This is a genomic window from Sphaerisporangium sp. NPDC049003 (genome assembly GCF_043197795.1).
Classification (GTDB): domain Bacteria; phylum Actinomycetota; class Actinomycetes; order Streptosporangiales; family Streptosporangiaceae; genus Sphaerisporangium.
Genome location: NZ_JBICTU010000004.1, coordinates 214,847 through 232,614 on the forward strand (window position 1 = coordinate 214,847; position 17,768 = coordinate 232,614).

Annotated in this window: 17 protein-coding genes; 6 read left to right on the forward strand and 11 right to left on the reverse strand. The window is 71.0% G+C overall.

Annotated elements, in window-relative coordinates; translation table 11 throughout:
* Positions 1-114: 114 nt before the first annotated feature.
* Positions 115-795, reverse strand: coding sequence for a TetR/AcrR family transcriptional regulator (locus ACGFIV_RS06015; protein WP_392832409.1), 681 nt, complete (start codon positions 793-795; stop codon positions 115-117).
* 267 nt (positions 796-1,062) lie between these two features.
* On the opposite strand from ACGFIV_RS06015, the gene ACGFIV_RS06020 reads away from it, so the two are divergent.
* Complete coding sequence (locus ACGFIV_RS06020) at positions 1,063-2,718, forward strand: ATP-binding protein (protein WP_392832412.1); 1,656 nt, start codon at positions 1,063-1,065, stop codon at positions 2,716-2,718.
* A 53-nt stretch (positions 2,719-2,771) separates the two neighbouring features.
* On the opposite strand, the gene ACGFIV_RS06025 is transcribed toward ACGFIV_RS06020, so the two are convergent.
* A complete protein-coding gene (locus ACGFIV_RS06025; RefSeq protein WP_392832415.1) occupies positions 2,772-3,638 on the reverse strand; it encodes a class I SAM-dependent methyltransferase in 867 nt (288 codons plus the stop codon).
* A 47-nt stretch (positions 3,639-3,685) separates the two neighbouring features.
* On the opposite strand from ACGFIV_RS06025, the gene ACGFIV_RS06030 reads away from it, so the two are divergent.
* Positions 3,686-4,267, forward strand: a complete 582-nt coding sequence (locus ACGFIV_RS06030; protein WP_358555689.1) for an XRE family transcriptional regulator — start codon at positions 3,686-3,688, stop codon at positions 4,265-4,267.
* Here ACGFIV_RS06030 and ACGFIV_RS06035 read toward each other — a convergent pair.
* Entirely contained in the window at positions 4,264-4,890 is a 627-nt protein-coding gene (locus tag ACGFIV_RS06035) for a YigZ family protein (RefSeq protein WP_358555686.1), read from the reverse strand. The genes ACGFIV_RS06030 and ACGFIV_RS06035 overlap by 4 nt on opposite strands.
* A 93-nt stretch (positions 4,891-4,983) precedes the next feature.
* On the opposite strand from ACGFIV_RS06035, the gene ACGFIV_RS06040 reads away from it, so the two are divergent.
* Complete coding sequence (locus ACGFIV_RS06040) at positions 4,984-5,748, forward strand: MOSC domain-containing protein (RefSeq protein WP_392832419.1); 765 nt, start codon at positions 4,984-4,986, stop codon at positions 5,746-5,748.
* A 38-nt stretch (positions 5,749-5,786) separates the two neighbouring features.
* Here the strand turns inward: ACGFIV_RS06040 and ACGFIV_RS06045 are convergent, their stop codons facing one another.
* From ACGFIV_RS06045 to ACGFIV_RS06055, 3 genes are all read right to left on the reverse strand, one after another.
* Complete coding sequence (locus ACGFIV_RS06045) at positions 5,787-6,020, reverse strand: hypothetical protein (protein WP_358555680.1); 234 nt, start codon at positions 6,018-6,020, stop codon at positions 5,787-5,789.
* Positions 6,007-6,249 carry a DUF6400 family protein gene (locus ACGFIV_RS06050; protein ID WP_358555677.1) on the reverse strand — a complete coding sequence of 81 codons (243 nt, stop codon included), beginning with the start codon at positions 6,247-6,249 and terminating at the stop codon, positions 6,007-6,009. Before ACGFIV_RS06050 ends, ACGFIV_RS06045 begins: the two co-directional genes overlap by 14 nt.
* A gap of 378 nt (positions 6,250-6,627) precedes the next feature.
* Complete coding sequence (locus ACGFIV_RS06055) at positions 6,628-7,158, reverse strand: MarR family winged helix-turn-helix transcriptional regulator (RefSeq protein WP_392832424.1); 531 nt, start codon at positions 7,156-7,158, stop codon at positions 6,628-6,630.
* Positions 7,159-7,276: 118 nt separating this feature from the next.
* On the opposite strand from ACGFIV_RS06055, the gene ACGFIV_RS06060 reads away from it, so the two are divergent.
* The 3 genes from ACGFIV_RS06060 to icmF all read left to right on the forward strand — a co-directional run bounded on the left by ACGFIV_RS06060 (position 7,277) and on the right by icmF (position 12,654).
* A complete protein-coding gene (locus tag ACGFIV_RS06060; RefSeq protein ID WP_392832427.1) occupies positions 7,277-7,843 on the forward strand; it encodes a YceI family protein in 567 nt (188 codons plus the stop codon).
* A 125-nt stretch (positions 7,844-7,968) separates the two neighbouring features.
* Complete coding sequence (glyA, locus tag ACGFIV_RS06065) at positions 7,969-9,294, forward strand: serine hydroxymethyltransferase (RefSeq protein WP_392832430.1); 1,326 nt, start codon at positions 7,969-7,971, stop codon at positions 9,292-9,294.
* A gap of 147 nt (positions 9,295-9,441) precedes the next feature.
* On the forward strand, positions 9,442-12,654 hold the full coding sequence (gene icmF / locus ACGFIV_RS06070) for a fused isobutyryl-CoA mutase/GTPase IcmF (protein ID WP_392832433.1): 3,213 nt from the start codon (positions 9,442-9,444) through the stop codon (positions 12,652-12,654).
* A 180-nt stretch (positions 12,655-12,834) separates the two neighbouring features.
* On the opposite strand, the gene ACGFIV_RS06075 is transcribed toward icmF, so the two are convergent.
* From ACGFIV_RS06075 to ACGFIV_RS06095, 5 genes are all read right to left on the reverse strand, one after another.
* On the reverse strand, positions 12,835-13,245 hold the full coding sequence (locus ACGFIV_RS06075) for a hypothetical protein (RefSeq protein ID WP_392832437.1): 411 nt from the start codon (positions 13,243-13,245) through the stop codon (positions 12,835-12,837).
* Positions 13,246-13,455: 210 nt separating this feature from the next.
* Positions 13,456-14,457, reverse strand: a complete 1,002-nt coding sequence (locus ACGFIV_RS06080; RefSeq protein WP_392832440.1) for a LacI family DNA-binding transcriptional regulator — start codon at positions 14,455-14,457, stop codon at positions 13,456-13,458.
* A 36-nt stretch (positions 14,458-14,493) separates the two neighbouring features.
* Entirely contained in the window at positions 14,494-15,369 is an 876-nt protein-coding gene (locus tag ACGFIV_RS06085) for a carbohydrate ABC transporter permease (RefSeq protein WP_392832443.1), read from the reverse strand.
* A gap of 5 nt (positions 15,370-15,374) precedes the next feature.
* Positions 15,375-16,262, reverse strand: a complete 888-nt coding sequence (locus tag ACGFIV_RS06090) for a sugar ABC transporter permease (protein ID WP_358555711.1) — start codon at positions 16,260-16,262, stop codon at positions 15,375-15,377.
* Positions 16,263-16,264: 2 nt separating this feature from the next.
* Positions 16,265-17,581 (reverse strand): ABC transporter substrate-binding protein, encoded by a 1,317-nt coding sequence (locus ACGFIV_RS06095; protein ID WP_392832445.1) that lies wholly within the window; start codon positions 17,579-17,581, stop codon positions 16,265-16,267.
* Positions 17,582-17,768: the final 187 nt, after the last annotated feature.

Below are 17,768 nucleotides of genomic sequence, written 5' to 3' on the forward strand. Positions count from 1 at the left end.
GTCACTCCGGCGGCATGAGCACGCACAGGCCGCGCGCGGCGTCCGTGAAACACAGGCCGCGCGCGCGGAGCGGGTGGCCGGCGGCGGGGACGATCGCGCGGCCGGGGGTCGCGCTCACCGGACGGCTCCGTTGAGGAAGACGTCGACGAGCTCGTCCAGGCCCGCGGGCGCCGTGCCTGCCGGGAAGCGCGGGCGGCTGAACAGCATGCCGAGGAAGATCGCCGCGAGGCGCTCGGGAGGCAGGCGGAAGGACTCCCTCTCGGGCTCGAACAGGTCGGCGACGGCCTCCACGGTGCGGGCCGCCGAGGCGTCCCTGCCGAGGGCGCCCGCCCGGTCCCGGCCGCCGTCCTCGCCCTCCGCCGGGCCACCGCTCGCCTCCTCGCTTCTTCTGCCGGGCTCCGGGCCGCGCTGGTAGGGGTCGGGCCTGCCGCGCCGCAGGCCCGAGGCGTGGAGGGCGCCGATGACCGACCCCATGCGGTCGAGGTGGGCTCGGAGCGCCTCGGCGGCCTCGGTGAGCCGCGCGGCGAGGGGCTGGTCGAGCGGCACGGCCGCGATCTCCTCCAGCACGTGTTCGGGGTTGAGGGCTTGCAGGACGCAGGCGTTCAGCAGCTCCTCCTTGTCGGCGAACACCCGGAAGATCGTCGCCTCCCCGATCGCGGCGGCCTTGGCGACCTCGGCGGTGGTCACGGCGGCGCCGCGCTCGGCCACCAGCGGTAACGCCACCTTGACGATCATGTCGCGTCGCTGTTCCGGGCTCATTCCCGGCGCCCTGCGCCGGATTCTCGTGTCTGTCATGACACCAACGGTACGGAGTGAGGACTCACTCCGTCAAGCGGTCTCGCACCCGAACCCTCTGCCGAACGGACGCGACCGGGAGGCCGGGGCGGAGCGGAAGCCAGGTCAGGGGTCCACCCGGGTTTGAACCGAGGCGTCTGAGGAAGCGAAACAAGGCGATTTCACGCGACATCGCCCGGATAGAGGCGTCCGGGGTCCGTCGGATTCCTCACCTCCGGCCACGCCGGCGCGTCGGTGATCTGGACGGTGAACGAGGGAGGGCCAGGTTTGAGCATCTCCGGCTACGGCCGAGCGGCGAGGTGGCCTCGCCTGACCACGCGCTCGTGGTTCAGCGGCACTCTGGCGATCCTGACCCTCCTGGTGGCCGTCTCCGCCGGGCTCGGCACCTGGGCGCTCGACCGCACCACCCGGGCCTCCGACGAGCTGATCCAGCGCATCACCCCTGGCCTTCTGGCGTCCGAGCGGTTGCGAAGCGCCCTGCTCGACCAGGAGGCGGGCGTGCACGGCTACGTCCTCAGCGGACGGCAGGAGTTCCTCGCCGGCTTCGAGCAGGGCATCGCGCAGGAGCGGGCAGCCGTCGCCGCCCTGAGGCGGTCGATCGCGGGAAGCCCGCTGCTCGCAGACCTCGACGAGATCGAGGTGAGCGCCGGCTCCTGGCGGACGGGGTACGCACGACCGGTCGTGGAAACGGTCGCAGAGCAGGGGCCGGGCACGGTCGGGCCCGTCCAGGTGGAGGCCGGCAAGACCTCCTTCGACCGGATCCGCACCGCCGTGGCCGGCCAGGCGGACAACCTGTCGCGGGCGCGGACGGCCGCGACCGTCGAGCTCGGACGGGCCCGGCTGTGGCGGAACATCGTCTTCGCGGCCATCCTGGCGATGTTCGTCCTCACGCTTATCTCCGTCGGCCTGCTGCTGCGCTACGCCGTGCTCCGTCCCCTCGACAGGCTCGGGACGGCGTCGCGGCAGGTGGCCGACGGAGACTTCGACCATGCCATCGACATCAGGGGGCCGAGCGACATCACCATGCTCGCCGCCGACGTCGACGCCATCCGGCGGCGCATCTCCGCCGAGCTCTCCATCTCCCGCGACGCGCACCAGCGCCTGCAGGAGCAGACCGACCTGCTCAGCGAGCAGACGGGCGAGCTGCGCAGGTCCAACGCCGAGCTGGAGCAGTTCGCCTACGTCGCCTCCCACGACCTGCAGGAGCCCGTGCGCAAGGTCACGGCCTTCTGTCAGCTGCTCCAGCACCGGTACGCCGCCCAGCTCGACGAGCGGGCGAACGAGTACATCTCGTTCGCCGTGGACGGCGCCAAGCGGATGCAGTCCCTGATCGCCGAGCTGCTGGCGTTCTCGCGGGTGGGGCGTGAGCAGAGCGAGCGCGTGCCCGTACCGCTGGACCAGCCGCTGGACCGGGCCCTCGCCAACCTGGAGACGCTGACCGAGGAGACCGGCGCCGTCGTCGTACGGCCCGAGCTGCCCGAGGTCCTGGGCGACCCGAACCTGCTCGCCATGCTGTGGCAGAACCTCATCGGCAACGCCGTGAAGTTCCGCTCCCCCGACCGGGATCCCGAGGTGCGGATCGGTGTCGCCCGCGCCGGGGACTTCTGGGAGCTGTCGGTCGGCGACAACGGGATCGGCGTCGAGCCGCGGTTCGCGGAGAAGATCTTCGTCATCTTCCAGCGGCTGCACAACCGTCAGGACTACGAGGGGACGGGCATCGGCCTGGCCCTCTGCAAGAAGATCGTCGAGTACCACGGCGGGCGGATCCACCTAGACACCGAGCGCGCCGAGGGCACCCGCTTCGTCTTCACCCTCCCCGCCTCCGGACCAGGCCTCACCGCCTCCGGCCCAGGCCTCACCGGCCACCGCCCGGACCTCGCCGTGCCGGACACCAGGTCGCCCGGAAGCGCCTTCGCCGGCTGAGGCCGTGACGTTCGCGCCGAGACCCGGGTCGCTCCGAAAGTGGTCCAGCGAGCTCAGGGGCGGCGAGCGGCCCAGGCGGTCCGGGTGCCGCGGACGGTCAGGTCGCGGCGGCGCAGGAGGCCCTCGGGGTCGTCGTCCGCCAGGAGACGGTCGAGGACGTCGAGGTCGTCGGCGGCCAACCGGCTCTCGACGACGGAGCGGATGCGGCTCAGGTAGGCGCGCGCGAAGCGCCCGGTGGCCGGCGGCGCCGGGCTCGGCTCGATGGTGAAGCCGCGCTGCCCGGCGATCTCGAAACCGGCCCGCTCCAGGTGGCACCGCCAGTCCGGGTGCGCGTTCCAGTGCGCCTCCGCCACCACCTCGTGGCAGCGTGACTCCAGGCCGGGCCGGCCCAGCCCGAGGTCGTCGGGCAGGAAGCGGGGCAGGGCGTCCATCTCGATCACCACCAGCAGACCGCCGGGGTTCAGCGCCGCGTGGACGTCGCGGAGCACCCGTTCCGAGTCGGCGAACTCGTGCAACGACGAGGCCGCCCACGCGAGGTCGACCGCACCGATCGCCGGCCAGGCGACGTCCAGGTCGGCCCGAACGAGGCGCAGCCGATCGGCCGGCCCCCGCCCGCGCGCCGCCGCCCGGAGGCGTTCGAGCATCAACGCCGACCTGTCGATCGCGACCACCTCGGCCGCCCCGAAGCGCCGCGCGAGCGCCAGGCTGCCGGCGCCGGTTCCCGCTCCCACGTCGGCGATCGCCTCCGGAGCCTCCGGAGCGTGCCGCGCGGCCCACTCGGTCACCTCGTCCAGGTACGAGCCGGCCACCTCGGCGTCCAGGTCCAGCAGGTCCGCCAGCCCTGCCTCGTCATGGCGCGCGTCCCCGCCGCCGTCCTGGTGCTGGTGCTGGTGCTGGTGCTGGTAAGAGTCATGGGTCATGCCTTCACGCTAAATGCCTCATGCTCCTTCAGCATACAATCTTGCCTATGACGCAAGAGTTCGACCTGGACAGCGTGATCCGCCAGCGCATCCGCGGCCTGCGGCTGGCCCGGGGCTGGTCACTGGACGCCCTCGCCGCCCGCTGCCATCTCAGCCCTTCCAACCTGAGCCGCATCGAGACCGGGCACCGCAGGATCGCCCTGGACCAGTTGGTCCCCATCGCCCGCGCCCTGGACACCACACTCGACCAGCTCGTCGAGTCGGCCGACGACGAGGACGTGGTGATCCGGCCGCAGCCCGAACACACCCGGGGACTGACGACCTGGCTCCTGTCCCGCGAACGCTCCCTCAACGGCGTGACCATCGCGAAGATGCGGATCACCCCCGACCGGCCCACCGGACCCGGCCAGCGGGGCGTACACCCCGGCCGCGAGTGGTTCACCGTCCTGTCCGGCACGGCCCGCCTGCACCTGGGCGAGCGGACCATCTTGATCGAACCGGGCGACGCGGCCGAGTTCTCGACCATGATTCCGCACGCCATCGGCGCCCATGACGGCCCCGTCGAGCTCCTCACCATCCTCGACCACGACGGGGAGCGCGCCCACCTGCACGCCGACGAGACGGGCTAGGTCCGGACGTACACCAGCGGGCCGGGTGAGACGGTGGCCTGGCCGGCCGTGGCCCCCGCGACCCACTCGCCGAACTCCGCCACCCGCGCCACGCCTACACCGACCTGGACGGCCACGTCCGCACCGTAGGAGACGTCCCGTACGGCGTGACCGGCCGCGCGCAGGTCGTTCTCCAGCCGTCCGGCCTGGGCGTGCCCGACGCGGACGGTCATGACCCGGGCCGGGACCATGGTGAGGATCTTCGCCTCGTCCAGGGCCTCGGTGACGGCCCCGCCGTACGCGCGGGCGAGACCGCCCGCGCCGAGCAGGATGCCCCCGAAGTACCGGGTCACCACCGCGATCACGTCGGCGAGGCCACGCCGGTTCAGCACCTCCAGCATCGGGACGCCCGCGGTGCCGGAGGGCTCGCCGTCGTCGTCGGCCCGCTGGATCCGCCGGTCACCGCCGATGACGTACGCCGAGCAGGTGTGCCGCGCCGCGTGGTGGGCCTTCCTGCGCGCGGCCACGAACTCCGCCGCCCGGCTCTCGTCGGTGACCGGCATGAGCGCGCAGATGAACCGGGAGCGCCTGACCTCGATCTCGTGCTCGGTGAACGCGCTGACGGTGAGGTACGGCTCGGCCATGCGGACAGGTTAGCCCCGGCCTCCGGCCCTCCGCCCCGTGGATCGGCGCCTTTCGTGCCGATCCTAGGATCGGCCGACCCTAGGATCGGAGGTATGCATCGGGGAGTGATCGACGGCCTCTACCGCTGGCCCGTGAAGTCGCTGCGCGGCGAGCGGGTCGCCGCCGCCCGCCTGGACCATCGCGGACTGGCGGGCGACCGGGCGTACTCCCTGGTCGACGAGCGTCCCGGCCGCGAGGGCAACCGGCTCACGGTGCGGCAGATCCCGCGAATGCTCACCTGGGAGGCGGCCTACCCGGCCACCTGCGACGGCTCCCCCGAGCCGCCCGGCCCTCCGGTGCTGTACTCCGAGAGCGGCGCGGCATGGGCCTGGGACGATCCCGACCTTCCGGCCGCGCTCGCGGAGGCGTACGACATCCCGCTGTCCCTGCGCGCGGCGGACGGCCAGCAAGATCGCGGACCCACGGTCCTGGTCACCTTCGAGGCCTCGCTCAACGGCCTCGCCGAGGAGATGGGTGAGGAGGTCGACCTGCTGCGCTTCCGCCCCAACATCCATCTGCGCGGCGACACCCCGGCGTTCGCGGAGGAGTCCTTCGGCCAGGGGGTCACGCTCACCATCGGAGAAGTCGTCCTGGCCGTGACGGGCGACCACACCGGGCCGACCATCCGGTGCGCGGTGCCGAGCTGGGATCCGCACGGGCGCCGGCGCTGGCCCGAGCTGCAAAAGCACCTCATCACCGAGCACGACAACAAGTTCGGCCTGATGACGCGGGTGGTCCGCTCCGGCGTCGTCCACGTGGGCGACCAGGTGTCGATCGAGTTCGGGGACGCCGCCGGCCTCGTGCCGCCGCAGACCTAGGCTGCCATCCCTACGGGCGGTCGCGCCGCCCACGGAGGTCAGACGGAGGGGGGCCTGCCGCCCTTGCCGAAGTGGGTCTCGTGGGCCCACAGGTGGGCGCATCCCGGGCACTGCACGTGCAGGACGCTCCCGGTGGCGCTCAGCAGGTAGCGCCAGTGGTCCCCGCAGTTGCGGCCCGAGCCGCAGTCGGCGCAGTCCCGGTCGTCCAGGCACCGGGGGCAGGAGATCCAGGCCCGGCGGGCGATGTCGGCGTGGGGGTCAATCGGAAGCACGGCCCGCCTCTCGTCGCGGGAGCACGCCCGCGGCCACGAGCATCTCGTAGGTCTCCCGCTGACGCTCGTCGAGACCGGAGTAGAGGAGGTCGCAGGCCTCCTCCTCGGCCCGCATGACCGCCACGGGATCCCAGTCGGGGCCGAGCGCGGCGACCACTTCGGCCCGCCTGCGCGCCTCGTGGAGCGCGAGATCCATCTCGAAGACGAGGTGCGCGCCGTCGTGGCTCATGAGGAGACTTCCCGTAGGACGATGAACGGATGGGACGATGAACGGGGATGACGTGATCGGCGGCGACGTCCTGTTGAGAGCGCCGCCATCACCAGGGCCGGGCCGCGTGTGTTTGACCACGCGGGGCCTCTCCTTGGTACGGAAGCCCCCGTACGGACGCATTCATGTCCGTTTCAGTACCTTATGTCGCCTATAGGGCATTCGGGGTTCCGGGGCGGGTAAAGTCACGTGATACTCGTCACGGCCGCCGGCGTCGACCACGGCGGATGGCCCCGCCTTTCGCTCCGGGCGGTTCGCGCCGCGCCCGTACCGGAGAGCGCCGCGTCCATACCGGAGAGGGGAAGACGGGCAGCAAGCCCGGCTCGACGGGGTGAAGGCTCAGCCGGGGCAGGCGGCCTCTCCCGGGTCCTGGTCCACGGGCGCGTCCGTACCGGCGGTTTCGCCAGGCCCGAAGGTGTCCTGGGCGATGCGGGCGAGGACCCGCTGGGCGATCGACGTCAGGGTCTCGATCTCCTCCGGGGTGAGGACGTCGATGAACAGGCGCCGCACGGTCTCGACATGACCGGGCGCGGCGGCCTCGATCGCGGAGCGGCCCTCGGAGGTCAGGCGGATGACGGTGCCGCGCGCGTCCCCCGGGCAGTCCTCACGGCCGACGAGCCCGCGCTGCTCCATGCGGCGCAGCTGGTGGGAGAGCCGGCTGCGGTCCCAGCCGGCCAACCGGCGCAGCTCGCGGGCGCGGATCCTGCCGCCGGGGGCCTCGGACAGCGGGACGAGAAGCTGGTAGTCGGCCATGGACAGGTTCTCGCCGTTGAGGTGCCGCTCCATCGCGCTGTCGAGCCGGCGGCGCATGGTCGCGAAGGCGCGCCACATGCGCTGCTCGCGTTCGTCGAGCCAGCGGGTCTCGGTCACATCAGCGATCCTACCGAATGTTGACGCATCAACATCTTTCGATTAACTTGCTGATGCATCAACATCGCGCGAAAGCGCACGTGAAACGCACTCGAACCCGTTTTCAAGGGAGTCCCATATGTCGACGAGCACCCTCAGCCCCGAGCTCACCGGCCGGTACCAGTTCGACACCGCGCACAGCCGCCTGGGCTTCGTCGCGCGCCACGCGATGGTCACCAAGGTCCACGGCGCCTTCAACGAGTGGGAGGGCGCGGCCTACCTCGACGCGGACGACCCCTCGAAGTCGCACGCCGAGGTGACGATCCAGGTCGCCAGCGTCGACACCCGCAACGAGCAGCGCGACGGCCACCTGCGCACCAACGACTTCTTCGACGCCCCCACCTTCCCGGTGATCACCTTCGCCAGCACCGCCGTCGAGCAGGTCGGCGCGACGGAGTTTCAGGTGACGGGCGACCTGACCATCAAGGACGTCACCCGCGAGGTCACCATCGACTTCGAGTACACCGGCTCCGCCAAGGACGCCTTCGGGGCCGAGCGCGTGGGTTTCGAGGGCAGGACCGTGGTCAAGCGCAAGGACTTCGGCATCAACTTCAACGCGCTCCTGGAGACCGGCGGCGTCATGGTCTCTGAGAAGATCACCCTGGAGTTCGACATCTCCGCCGTCAAGGTGACTCCCGCCGCCTGACCCACCGGTTGCCCGCGGTCGCAGGAGACGGCCTTCCAGATCCCCCGCGGTCGCCGGTGGTGGATCCCCTGGCTCCGGCCTTACCGTCGAGCACATCCTGGACAAGGAAGCGCGCATCGAACGGAGTGGTCATCCTGGAAGGTCTCAGCCGCGTCGCCCCCTGGGCCTCCGCCCGCGCCCAGCGGCGGCTTTCTGAGCTGGAATCCGTACTCGCCGGGCAGGACGCGGCCGAGGTCGTACGGACCGTGACCGGCACCCTCGGCGAGCATCGCCGCGCCTTCGACGAGGAAGGCGTCGTGCTGTACGCGGGCACCAACACGATGAGCCCCCGGGCACTCGCCGTGCACGAGGCAGCCGTGTCCAGCCGCCCGTCGATGGGCTGGCCGGGCGAGAAGTTCCAGGCCGGGCTGGAACACCTGGACGTGCTGGAGACCCTGGCGCCACTGCGGATGGCCTCCCTGATGGACGGCGAGTTCGCCGAGGTGCGGCTCCAGAGCGCGACGCTGGCCAATCTCGCGTGCTACACCGCCTTCGCCCGCCCGGGGGACACGATCGCGGTGCTGCCCGAGGCGGCCGGCGGGCACGCCAGCCACCACGCCCAGGGCGTGGCGGGGGTCCGGGGCCTGCGCGTGGTGGACCTGCCGTACGACGCGGCCGGGTTCACCATCGACCACGCGCTGCTGCCGGGGTTCCTCCGGCGCGAGCGCCCCGCCATCGTGGTGGTCGGCGCCAGCCTGATGCTGTTCCCGCACGACGTCGCCGCGGTACGGGCCGCGTGCGACGAGGTGGGCGCGACGCTGGTCTACGACGCCTCGCACGTGGCCGGGCTCATCGCCGGGCGCCGGTTCCAGCGCCCGCTGGCCGACGGCGCCCACATCCTGACCATGTCGACCTACAAGTCGTTCGGCGGCCCTCCCGGCGCGGCCATCGTGACCAGGGACGAGGAACTGGCCGCACGGGTCTCCGCGGCCGCCTACCCGGGGCTGACGGCCAACTACGACGCCGCCCGCCTGGCCCCGCTGGCGGTCACCGCCGCCGAGCTCGCCGAGACCGGCCCCGCTTACGCAGACGCGTGCATGGCCGCCGCCCTGGCGCTGGCCCGCGCGCTCCAGGGGGCCGGCTTCACCGTGGCGGCGGCGGACCTCGGCTGGACGGCCTCCCACCACGTCGCGGTGGACGCGGCGGCCTTCGGCGGTGGGGACGAGGCGGCGCGCGCGCTCGCGGCCGGAGGCGTCTACCTCAGCGGGATCGGCCTGCCCTGCCAGCCTCCCGGCGAGCCCATGCGCGGGCTGCGCATCGGCACCCAGGAGATCACCCGCCGGGGCTTCGTACCCGATCAGATGGGCGCCGTCGCCGAGCTGATGGCCCGGATCCTGATCAAGGGCGAGGACCCGGCGGCGGTCCTCCCCGACACCGCCGCCCTCCGAAGATCGGTCACCGGCGGGCGGTGACGGCGGCCGGCCGGACGGCGCGGAGGCCGGCTCGCCGCGAGGCCCGTCCCCCACCTCACCCGGCCGAACCCCCGCACCGGTTCCCCTGGGTTACTAGGACGTCCTACAATTTACTAGGACGTCCTAGTAACTTCCCGAGGAGCGCCGGTGTACGTACCTGCCAATCCCGTGCGAGTCGTCACCGCGGCGGCCCTGTTCGACGGGCACGACGCGGCGATCAACATCATGCGCCGCATCCTGCAGGCCCAGGGCGCGGAGGTGATCCACCTCGGGCACGACCGGTCGGTGGACGACATCGTCACCGCGGCCGTCCAGGAGGACGCGCAGGGCGTGGCGATCAGCTCCTACCAGGGCGGTCACGTCGAGTTCTTCACCTACCTGGTCGACCTGCTGCGCGAGCGGGGCGCCGGGCACGTCAAGGTCTACGGGGGCGGCGGCGGGGTCATCGTCCCGGACGAGATCGCCGCCCTCGAGGCCCACGGAGTGGCCAAGATCTTCTCCCCCGAGGACGGCCAGCGCCTCGGCCTCACCGGCATGATCAACGGCGTCATCGAGGCGTGCGACGTCGACCTGACCGAGGGCGCCGAGCCGCCCGCCGTCTCTGGCGGCGACCACGGGGCCGTGGCCAGAGCGATCACCTACGTCGAGGCGGGCCGGGCCGGGCGGCCGTACCTGGACTCGGTGCGCGCCGCCGCCGCGGGGCGTCACGTCCCGGTGCTCGGCATCACCGGGACCGGCGGGTCGGGCAAGTCCTCGCTGACCGACGAGCTGATCCGGCGGCTGCGCATCGACTACGAGGACAAGCTCCGCGTGGCGGTGATCGCGGTGGACCCGACCCGGCGCAGGGGCGGCGGCGCCCTGCTCGGCGACCGGATCCGGATGAACAGCCTCGGCTCCGACGTGTTCTTCCGCTCGCTGGCCACGCGCGGGTCCCACGAGCTGCCCGAGCACCTCGGCGACGTGATCGCCGTGTGCCGGGCCGCCGGGAACGACCTGGTGATCGTCGAGACCCCCGGCATCGGCCAGGGCGACGCCGCGATCGTCCCGTTCAGCGACGTCTCGCTGTATGTCATGACCCCGGAGTTCGGCGCGAGCTCCCAGCTGGAGAAGATCGACATGCTCGACTTCGCCGACGTCGTGGCGATCAACAAGTTCGACCGGCGCGGCGCGGAGGACGCCCTGCGCGACGTGCGGCGCCAGATGGTGCGCAACCGCGAGGCCTTCGGCACCTCACCGGAGGCCATGCCGGTCTACGGCACCGTGGCCGCGCGGTTCAACGACGACGGCGTCACCGCGCTCTACCAGGCCCTTCGTGGGCGGCTCGGCGGGAAGGGCCTGCCGCGCAGCCCGGGGCTGCTGCCCGGCACCTCGGTGACGACCTCCAGCCTGGGCGCCGCGATCGTGCCCCCGGCCCGGGTCAGGTACCTCGCGGAGATCGCCGAGACCGTGCGGGAGTACCACCGGCAGACCGCGCGGCAGGCCGAGGTGGCGCGCCGCCGCCAGCAGCTCGCCGAGGTGCGCGCCCTGCTGGCCGCCGAGGGCGGTGACGCCTCGGCGCTGGACGCGCTGCGCGACCGCGCCGACGCCGAGCTGCCCGGCGACGCGCGCGCCCTGCTGGACGGATGGCCCGGGACGGTCGCGGCCTACTCCGCCGAGGAGCTGGTGGTGACCGTGCGGGGCAAGGAACTGCGCACGCCCCTGTGGCGCACCTCGCTGTCGGGCAGCCGCGTGCCGCGCGTGGCGCTGCCGAGGTTCACCGACCAGGGCGAGCTGCTGCGGTTCCTGCGATCCGAGAACCTTCCCGGGCGGTTCCCGTTCACCGCCGGGGTGTTCCCCTTCAAGCGGGACGACGAGGACCCGATCCGGATGTTCGCCGGCGAGGGCGACCCGTTCCGTACGAACCGGCGGTTCAAGATGCTGTCGGACGGCCAGCCGGCCGTGCGCCTGTCGACGGCGTTCGACTCGGTCACCCTGTACGGAAACGACCCGGCGGAACGGCCCGACGTGTACGGCAAGGTCGGCACCTCGGGGGTGTCGATCGCCACCCTCGACGACATGAAGGCCCTGTACGACGGCTTCGACCTGGCCTCGCCCAGCACCTCGGTGTCGATGACCATCAACGGGCCGGCCCCGACGATCCTGGCGTTCTTCCTGCACACCGCGATCGACCAGGCCATGGAGCGCTTCCGGGCCGGCAGCGGGCGCGACCCTGACGCCGGGGAGGCCGAGGCCCTCAGGAAGGCCACGCTCGCCACGGTGCGCGGCACGGTGCAGGCCGACATCCTGAAGGAGGACCAGGGGCAGAACACCTGCATCTTCTCCACGGACTTCAGCCTGCGGATGATGGCCGACGTGCAGGAGTGGTTCATCGCCAACCAGGTGCGCAACTTCTACTCGGTGTCGATCTCGGGCTACCACATCGCCGAGGCCGGGGCCAACCCGATCACGCAGCTCGCCTTCACGCTCGCCAACGGCTTCACCTACGTCGAGGCGTACCTCGCCCGGGGCATGGCGGTCGACGACTTCGCGCCGAGCCTGTCGTTCTTCTTCTCCAACGGCATGGACCCGGAGTACAGCGTCCTCGGCCGGGTGGCACGCCGCGTGTGGGCGGTCGCCATGCGCGACAGGTACGGCGCGGGCGAGCGGTCGCAGAAGCTGAAGTACCACATCCAGACCTCGGGCCGGTCGCTGCACGCGCAGGAGATGAACTTCAACGACATCCGCACCACCCTGCAGGCCCTGATCGCGATCTACGACAACTGCAACAGCCTCCACACCAACGCCTTCGACGAGGCGGTCACCACCCCGAGCCCGGAGTCGGTGCGCCGGGCCATGGCCATCCAGATGATCATCAACCGCGAGTGGGGCCTGGCCGTCAACGAGAACCCCTTGCAGGGGTCGTTCATCGTCGACGACCTCACGGACCTGGTCGAGGAGGCCGTCCTTTCGGAGTTCGAGCGATTGTCCGACCGCGGCGGCGTGCTCGGCGCGATGGAGACCGGCTACCAGCGGGGCCGCATCCAGGACGAGTCGATGCTGTACGAGACCCGCAAGCACGACGGGTCACTGCCGATCATCGGGGTCAACACCTTCCGCAACCCCGAGGGGGCGACCGAGCACGGCACGCTGGAGCTGGCCCGGGGCACCGAGGAGGAGAAGCGCGGCCAGCTGACCCGGCTCCGGGCGTTCCAGGAGGAGCACGCGGCCGAGGCGCCCGAGGCGCTGCGGCGGCTCAGGGACGCCGCGATGTCCGACCGCAACGCCTTCGCCGCCCTGATGGACGCCGCCCGCGTCTGCTCCCTGGGCCAGATCACCGAGGCGCTTTTCGAGGCCGGGGGCCAGTACCGGCGCAACGTCTAATGTCCCGCACCTGAATTCGCCGGCGATATCGGGGGAGGAACTCGAGCGTTTCTTCGGGGTGTTCACCGACGGGCCGGATTTTCTTCCACCGAGCGGTCCAGTCCCGGGATCCTTTTTCCCGGGACTGGACGCTCTCATGGACACCACGGTCGCCCGAAGAGGGTGAGATCGGCCGAGCGGTCAGCTGAACGAGACCGATTGCAGGGCGCAGTTGGTGAGCCAGGGGCCGGGGTAGAACGGGCCGGTGGAGCAGACCCAGCTGCCGGTGACGATGGTGGTTCCCGAGGGGATGCCGGTGGCCCCGTTCGCCCCGGTGTAGTCGCCGTATTGGTGGCCGCTGCTGCATAGGGCGGCCACTCCCACGGTCGTGGCGCCGCTGGGCAGCGTCTGCGTGAACTGGAAGGCGTGCGTGGCCGGAACCGCGAGCAGGCCGCCGCCCGGCACCGGCGTGTTCGTGGAGGGCGGTGAGGTGTAGACCTGCGGGCCCGAGGGGTACCAGTCGCTGGTGTCGCCGTAATAGTTGTTATTGAGGCAGTCCACCGTGGCCCGCAGCGTGACGGAGCCGGCGGCGGCGGGCAGCTGCGTGGACACCACGATCAACGCGCAGGTCGTGACCAGCGCCGAACCGAGCGCCCGGAGTCCGCCGCGCGGAAATCACGCGGGAAATGCCGTCAATTCGAGGAATCGGCCCCCACGGCCGACGGCGCTCGGTTCGTGAAACATTCAGCCCACATGACGATCCGGCGCTCTGGCCGATGAGTATGAGACGTGGCCCTCCACGCGGCGCTCGCCACGGCGAGGTCAGGTGGACTCCCGGGTGATCAGGCGGGTGGGCAGGACCACCGGGCCGACGTGCCCGGCCCCGTCGATGAGCGCGAGCAGCAACCGCACGGTCTCCTCGGCCACCTGGGCGAGCGGCTGGCGGACCGTGGTCAGCGGGGGATGCGTGGAGGCCGCGACCGACGAGTCGTCGAATCCGCCCACCGCGACGTCGTCGGGCACCCGTCGTCCGGCGGCACGCAGCGCGGCCAGGGCGCCCGCGGCCATCAGGTCGGAGGCCACGAAGACGGCGTCGAGATCGGGGACACGCTGGAGCAGCCGGGTCATGGCGCCCTCCCCGCCGGCCTGGGTCCAGTCGCCGTGCTCGACGAGCTTCTTGGACGCCTTGCGTCCGAGCACGTCGGCGAACCCTTCCAGGCGCTGGATGCCTCCAGGGGTGTCCATCGGGCCGGTGATGGTGGCGATCTTCCTGCGGCCGCGCTCGATCAGATGGCGGGTCATCTGCCTGGCCCCTTCACGGTCGTCGGCCGCGGCGTAGGGGATCACCTGCTCCCTTCCGATGACCGCGCCCAGCGCGACGGTGGGTACCGCGAGGTCCACCAGGGCGTCGATCATGCGGTCGCCGGCGTGCGTGGACAGCAGGAACACCCCGTCGGCGTGGCCGCCGCGCACGTAGCGGACCACCCGGTCGCGGTCGCCGTCGTCCCCGGCTACCATCATGACCAGTGAGATGTCGCGCTCGGCGAGACGCCGCACGGCCGTACGGATGGTCACGCTGTAGTTGGGGTCCTCGTACAGTTTCTCGTGTGGTTCCGACAGCACCATCACGACCGACCCCGTCCGCTGCGTCACCAGGCTACGGGCGTTGCGGTTGAGGATGTATCCGGTCTCGGCGATCGCGCGGCGCACCGCGGCGTGGGCGGCCGTGCTGACGTACCGGTCGCCGTTGAGCACCCGGGAGACCGTCCCCCGGGACACACCTGCCACCGCCGCGACATCGTGGATGGTCGGACGCTTCGCCATGCCCCCATTGTTCCCTGGTCGTGGCCCTGCCCTGGTCTAGCTCTTCACGGCCCCGCTGGACAGATCGGTACGCCAGTGGCGCTGCATGGTCAGGAACAACACGATCAGCGGGACGAGCGAGAGCACCGTGCCCGTGATGATCAGGTTGTACAGCGCGGGCTGGTTGGCCCCCGCGGCCAGCAGCGTGTAGAGGCCGATCGTCAGGGGGAACTTGTGATCGTCGCCCAGCATGATGAACGGCAGCAGGAAGTTGTTCCAGATCGCGACGAACTGGAACAGGAAGATCGTCACCATTCCCGGTGTCAGCATCGGCAGGGCCACCTGGCGGAAGAGGCGCCACTCGCCCGCGCCGTCCAGCCGGCCCGCCTCCATCAGCGAGGCGGGGATCGCGGCCTGGGTGTAGATCCTCGCCAGGTAGATGCCGTACGGATGAAGGATCTGGGGAAGCAGAACCGACCAGTAGGTGTCGGCCAGGCCGATCTTGGAGAACAGGAGGTACTGCGGGATCGCCAGCACGACGGAGGGCACCAGGATGCCGCCGATGAGCAGGTTGAAGATGAGATCCCGGCCGGGGAAGTCGTACTTGGCCAGGGCGTAACCCGAGATCGTGGACACCGCGGTCGACAGCACGGCGCCGCCTCCGGCGTACAGGACCGTGTTGAGCAGCCAGAGCCAGAAGACGCCGTCACGGTAGGCGAACAGGTCGGCGAGGTTGGACGACAGGCCGGTGCCGGGTGCGAAGGTCGAGGTGGAGAACAGTTCGGCCTTGGACTTGGTCGCCGCGACGACCACCCAGCCGATCGGGAACAGGGTGTAGATCGCGCCGAGGACGAGCACGGCGGCCGGCGCGATCCCGGACGGCCGTCGTCTCGCGGGACGGTCACGGCCGGCGGGCGTGGTCAGGATGGTCACGGCCCTCACGTCTCCCCGAAGGCGCGGTTCTTCACCACGCGCAGGAAACCGAAGGACAGGACCAGGGAGATCGCGGCGATGACCATGGAGGTCGCCGCCGCGGAGTACAGGTCGCCGGTGACGAACGCGTCGCGGTAGACCTTCATCAGCGGGCTCCAGGTCGAGCTGATCGTGTTCGTCAGCGGCCGCAGCGTGGTCGGCTCGGTGAACACCTGTATGGTCGCGATGAGGGAGAACACGGTGGTCAGGATGATCGCCGGAGTCAGCATCGGGATCTTGATCCTCAGCGCGATCCGCAGTTCGCCCGCACCGTCGATCCTGGCCGCCTCGTAGTAGTCGCGAGGCACGGCCCGCAGCGCCGTGTAGAGCACGAGCATGTTGAAGCCGGTGCCGCCCCAGACCGCCACGTTGGCCATCGAGAACGTCACCGCGCCCGCGCTCAGGAAGGGCAGGGCGCCGAAGGGGCTGAGGCTGGGCAGGTAGAGGAAGCCCCACATCAGCGTCGCCGCGACGCCGGGCACGGCGTACGGAAGGAAGATCGAGATCCTGGTGAACCGGGCGAAGCGGACGTGCTTCGCGTCGAGCATCAGCGCGAACAGCAGGGCGAGTCCCAGCATGAGCGCGAGCACGAGCGCGCCGTAGCCGATGACCCGCAGCCAGCCCGCCCACAGCTCGCCGTCACCCACGGCGGCGGCGTAGTTGCCGAGCCCGGCGAAGATCTCCTTGCGAGCCCCCTTCCCGAGCCCGAGGCCGGAGACTTTGGTCCGCCGCAGGCTCAGGTAGCCGGTGTAGCCGATCGGCACGGCCAGGAACAGCACGAACAGCACCATGGCCGGGGCGAGGAACAGGTAGGGCACGGCGCCGGGCCGGGCGCCTTCGCCGCGCTTCGCCATGGTCACTGGGCCAGGGTGAAGCCGGACCTGCGCATGTCCGCGACCGTGACGTCCTTCATCGTCCGGAGCGCGGCCGGGAAGCCGGCCTTGGCTGCGACGGCCTTGTCGAACGCGTCCTTGTAGGCGTTGTACGTCACGTTGACGTCCGGGCCGAAGGTGAAGCCGCGGGCGGAGGCGCCGATCGCGGCCGCCTGCTGCCAGAAGCCGGGCTGGTTGGAGAAGTAGCCGGGCGGGGTGGTGAGCAGCGAGCCTCCCTTGGTGGAGGCGGGATAGACCGCGCCTTGGTCGATCAGCGCCCTGAGTGCCTGCGGGTCGGTGTTCAGCCAGGCGGCGAACTGGGCGGCGGCGGCCTTGTTGGGCGACTTCGCGGCGACGGCGGTGGAGGATCCGCCCCAGAACCCGCTGTGACTCTCACCGGCGTTCCACTGCGGCAGCGGGGCGACGGCCCACTTGCCCTTGCCCTTCGGCGCGTTGCTGGACAGCACGCCCGGCCCCCACACGGCCGACGGCCAGGTGAGCAAGGTGCCGTCGTTGAGCGCCTTGTTCCACTCCGGGGTGAAGTACGGCATCGTGTCGATGACGCCCTCCTTCACCAGGCCGCCCCAGTAGCCGGCGACCTTCTGGGTGGCCGCGTCGTCGATGGCGACCTTCCAGGCGTCGCCGTTGATCGACCACCACTGGGCCCCCGCCTGCTGGGCGAGCCCGGTGAACCAGCCCGGGTCCTTGCTGGAGAACGTGCCGAGGAACACCTTGGGGTCCTTCTTGCGCACGGTACGGGCCGCCTCGGCGTACTCGTCCCAGGTCTTCGGGACCTCGATGCCGTACTTCTCGAACAGGTCCCGCCGGTAGTAGAGCATCATGGGCCCGCTGTCCTGCGGGACCGCGTAGACGGCGTCGGTGCCGAGGGTGACCAGGCCCCAGATCCCCTCGCCGAACTCGCCTTTGACCTGTGCGGTCTCCGCCGTGATGTCGGCCACGGCGTCGGCGGCGACGAACGAGGGCAGCATCTGGTACTCGGCCTGGACCAGGTCAGGGGGGTTGCCCGCCTTGGCGGCGGTCAGGAACTTGGCCGCCGCGTCGTCGCCCCCGGCCTGCTTGCTCACCGTCACCTGGATGCCGGGATGGGTCCGGTTCCACCCCTCGACGATCTTGTCCATGCTCGGTACCCACGTCCAGTAGGTCAGCCTGACCGGGCCGGCGGGCGCCACGCTCTTGCCGGCGGCCGTCGAGGACGGCTCGCCGGAGCTGCCCGAGCACGCCGTGAGGAGCGCGGTGGCGAGGATCGCCACCGCCGTCGCTGCTAGCCGATTCGTGCGCATGTGTTCCTCCAGGCGGATGGCGAGGGGACGCCAGAGGCTGCGAGTCTCTGGGAACGTTCACAGACTGGGAGATGCGCTCAACGGCGTCAATGACTGTTACGTGGTTGTTAACGTGCGGCATCCATCAGGGAAGACATTCGATACCTTCTCGGACGACCGGTTGTGCGTTACTGTGCACGTTCACAGA

Excerpts from the sequence above, each read along its gene's own strand:
- ACGFIV_RS06040 (WP_392832419.1), top strand. The coding sequence starts at position 4,984 with ATGCATCGGGGAGTGATCGACGGCCTCTACCGCTGGCCCGTGAAGTCG.
- ACGFIV_RS06035 (WP_358555686.1), bottom strand. The coding sequence starts at position 4,890 with ATGGCCGAGCCGTACCTCACCGTCAGCGCGTTCACCGAGCACGAGATC.
- ACGFIV_RS06030 (WP_358555689.1), top strand. The coding sequence starts at position 3,686 with ATGACGCAAGAGTTCGACCTGGACAGCGTGATCCGCCAGCGCATCCGC.
- ACGFIV_RS06050 (WP_358555677.1), bottom strand. The coding sequence starts at position 6,249 with ATGAGCCACGACGGCGCGCACCTCGTCTTCGAGATGGATCTCGCGCTC.
- ACGFIV_RS06015 (WP_392832409.1), bottom strand. The coding sequence starts at position 795 with ATGACAGACACGAGAATCCGGCGCAGGGCGCCGGGAATGAGCCCGGAA.
- ACGFIV_RS06095 (WP_392832445.1), bottom strand. The coding sequence starts at position 17,581 with ATGCGCACGAATCGGCTAGCAGCGACGGCGGTGGCGATCCTCGCCACC.
- ACGFIV_RS06025 (WP_392832415.1), bottom strand. The coding sequence starts at position 3,638 with ATGACCCATGACTCTTACCAGCACCAGCACCAGCACCAGCACCAGGAC.
- ACGFIV_RS06080 (WP_392832440.1), bottom strand. The coding sequence starts at position 14,457 with ATGGCGAAGCGTCCGACCATCCACGATGTCGCGGCGGTGGCAGGTGTG.
- ACGFIV_RS06060 (WP_392832427.1), top strand. The coding sequence starts at position 7,277 with ATGTCGACGAGCACCCTCAGCCCCGAGCTCACCGGCCGGTACCAGTTC.
- ACGFIV_RS06090 (WP_358555711.1), bottom strand. The coding sequence starts at position 16,262 with ATGGCGAAGCGCGGCGAAGGCGCCCGGCCCGGCGCCGTGCCCTACCTG.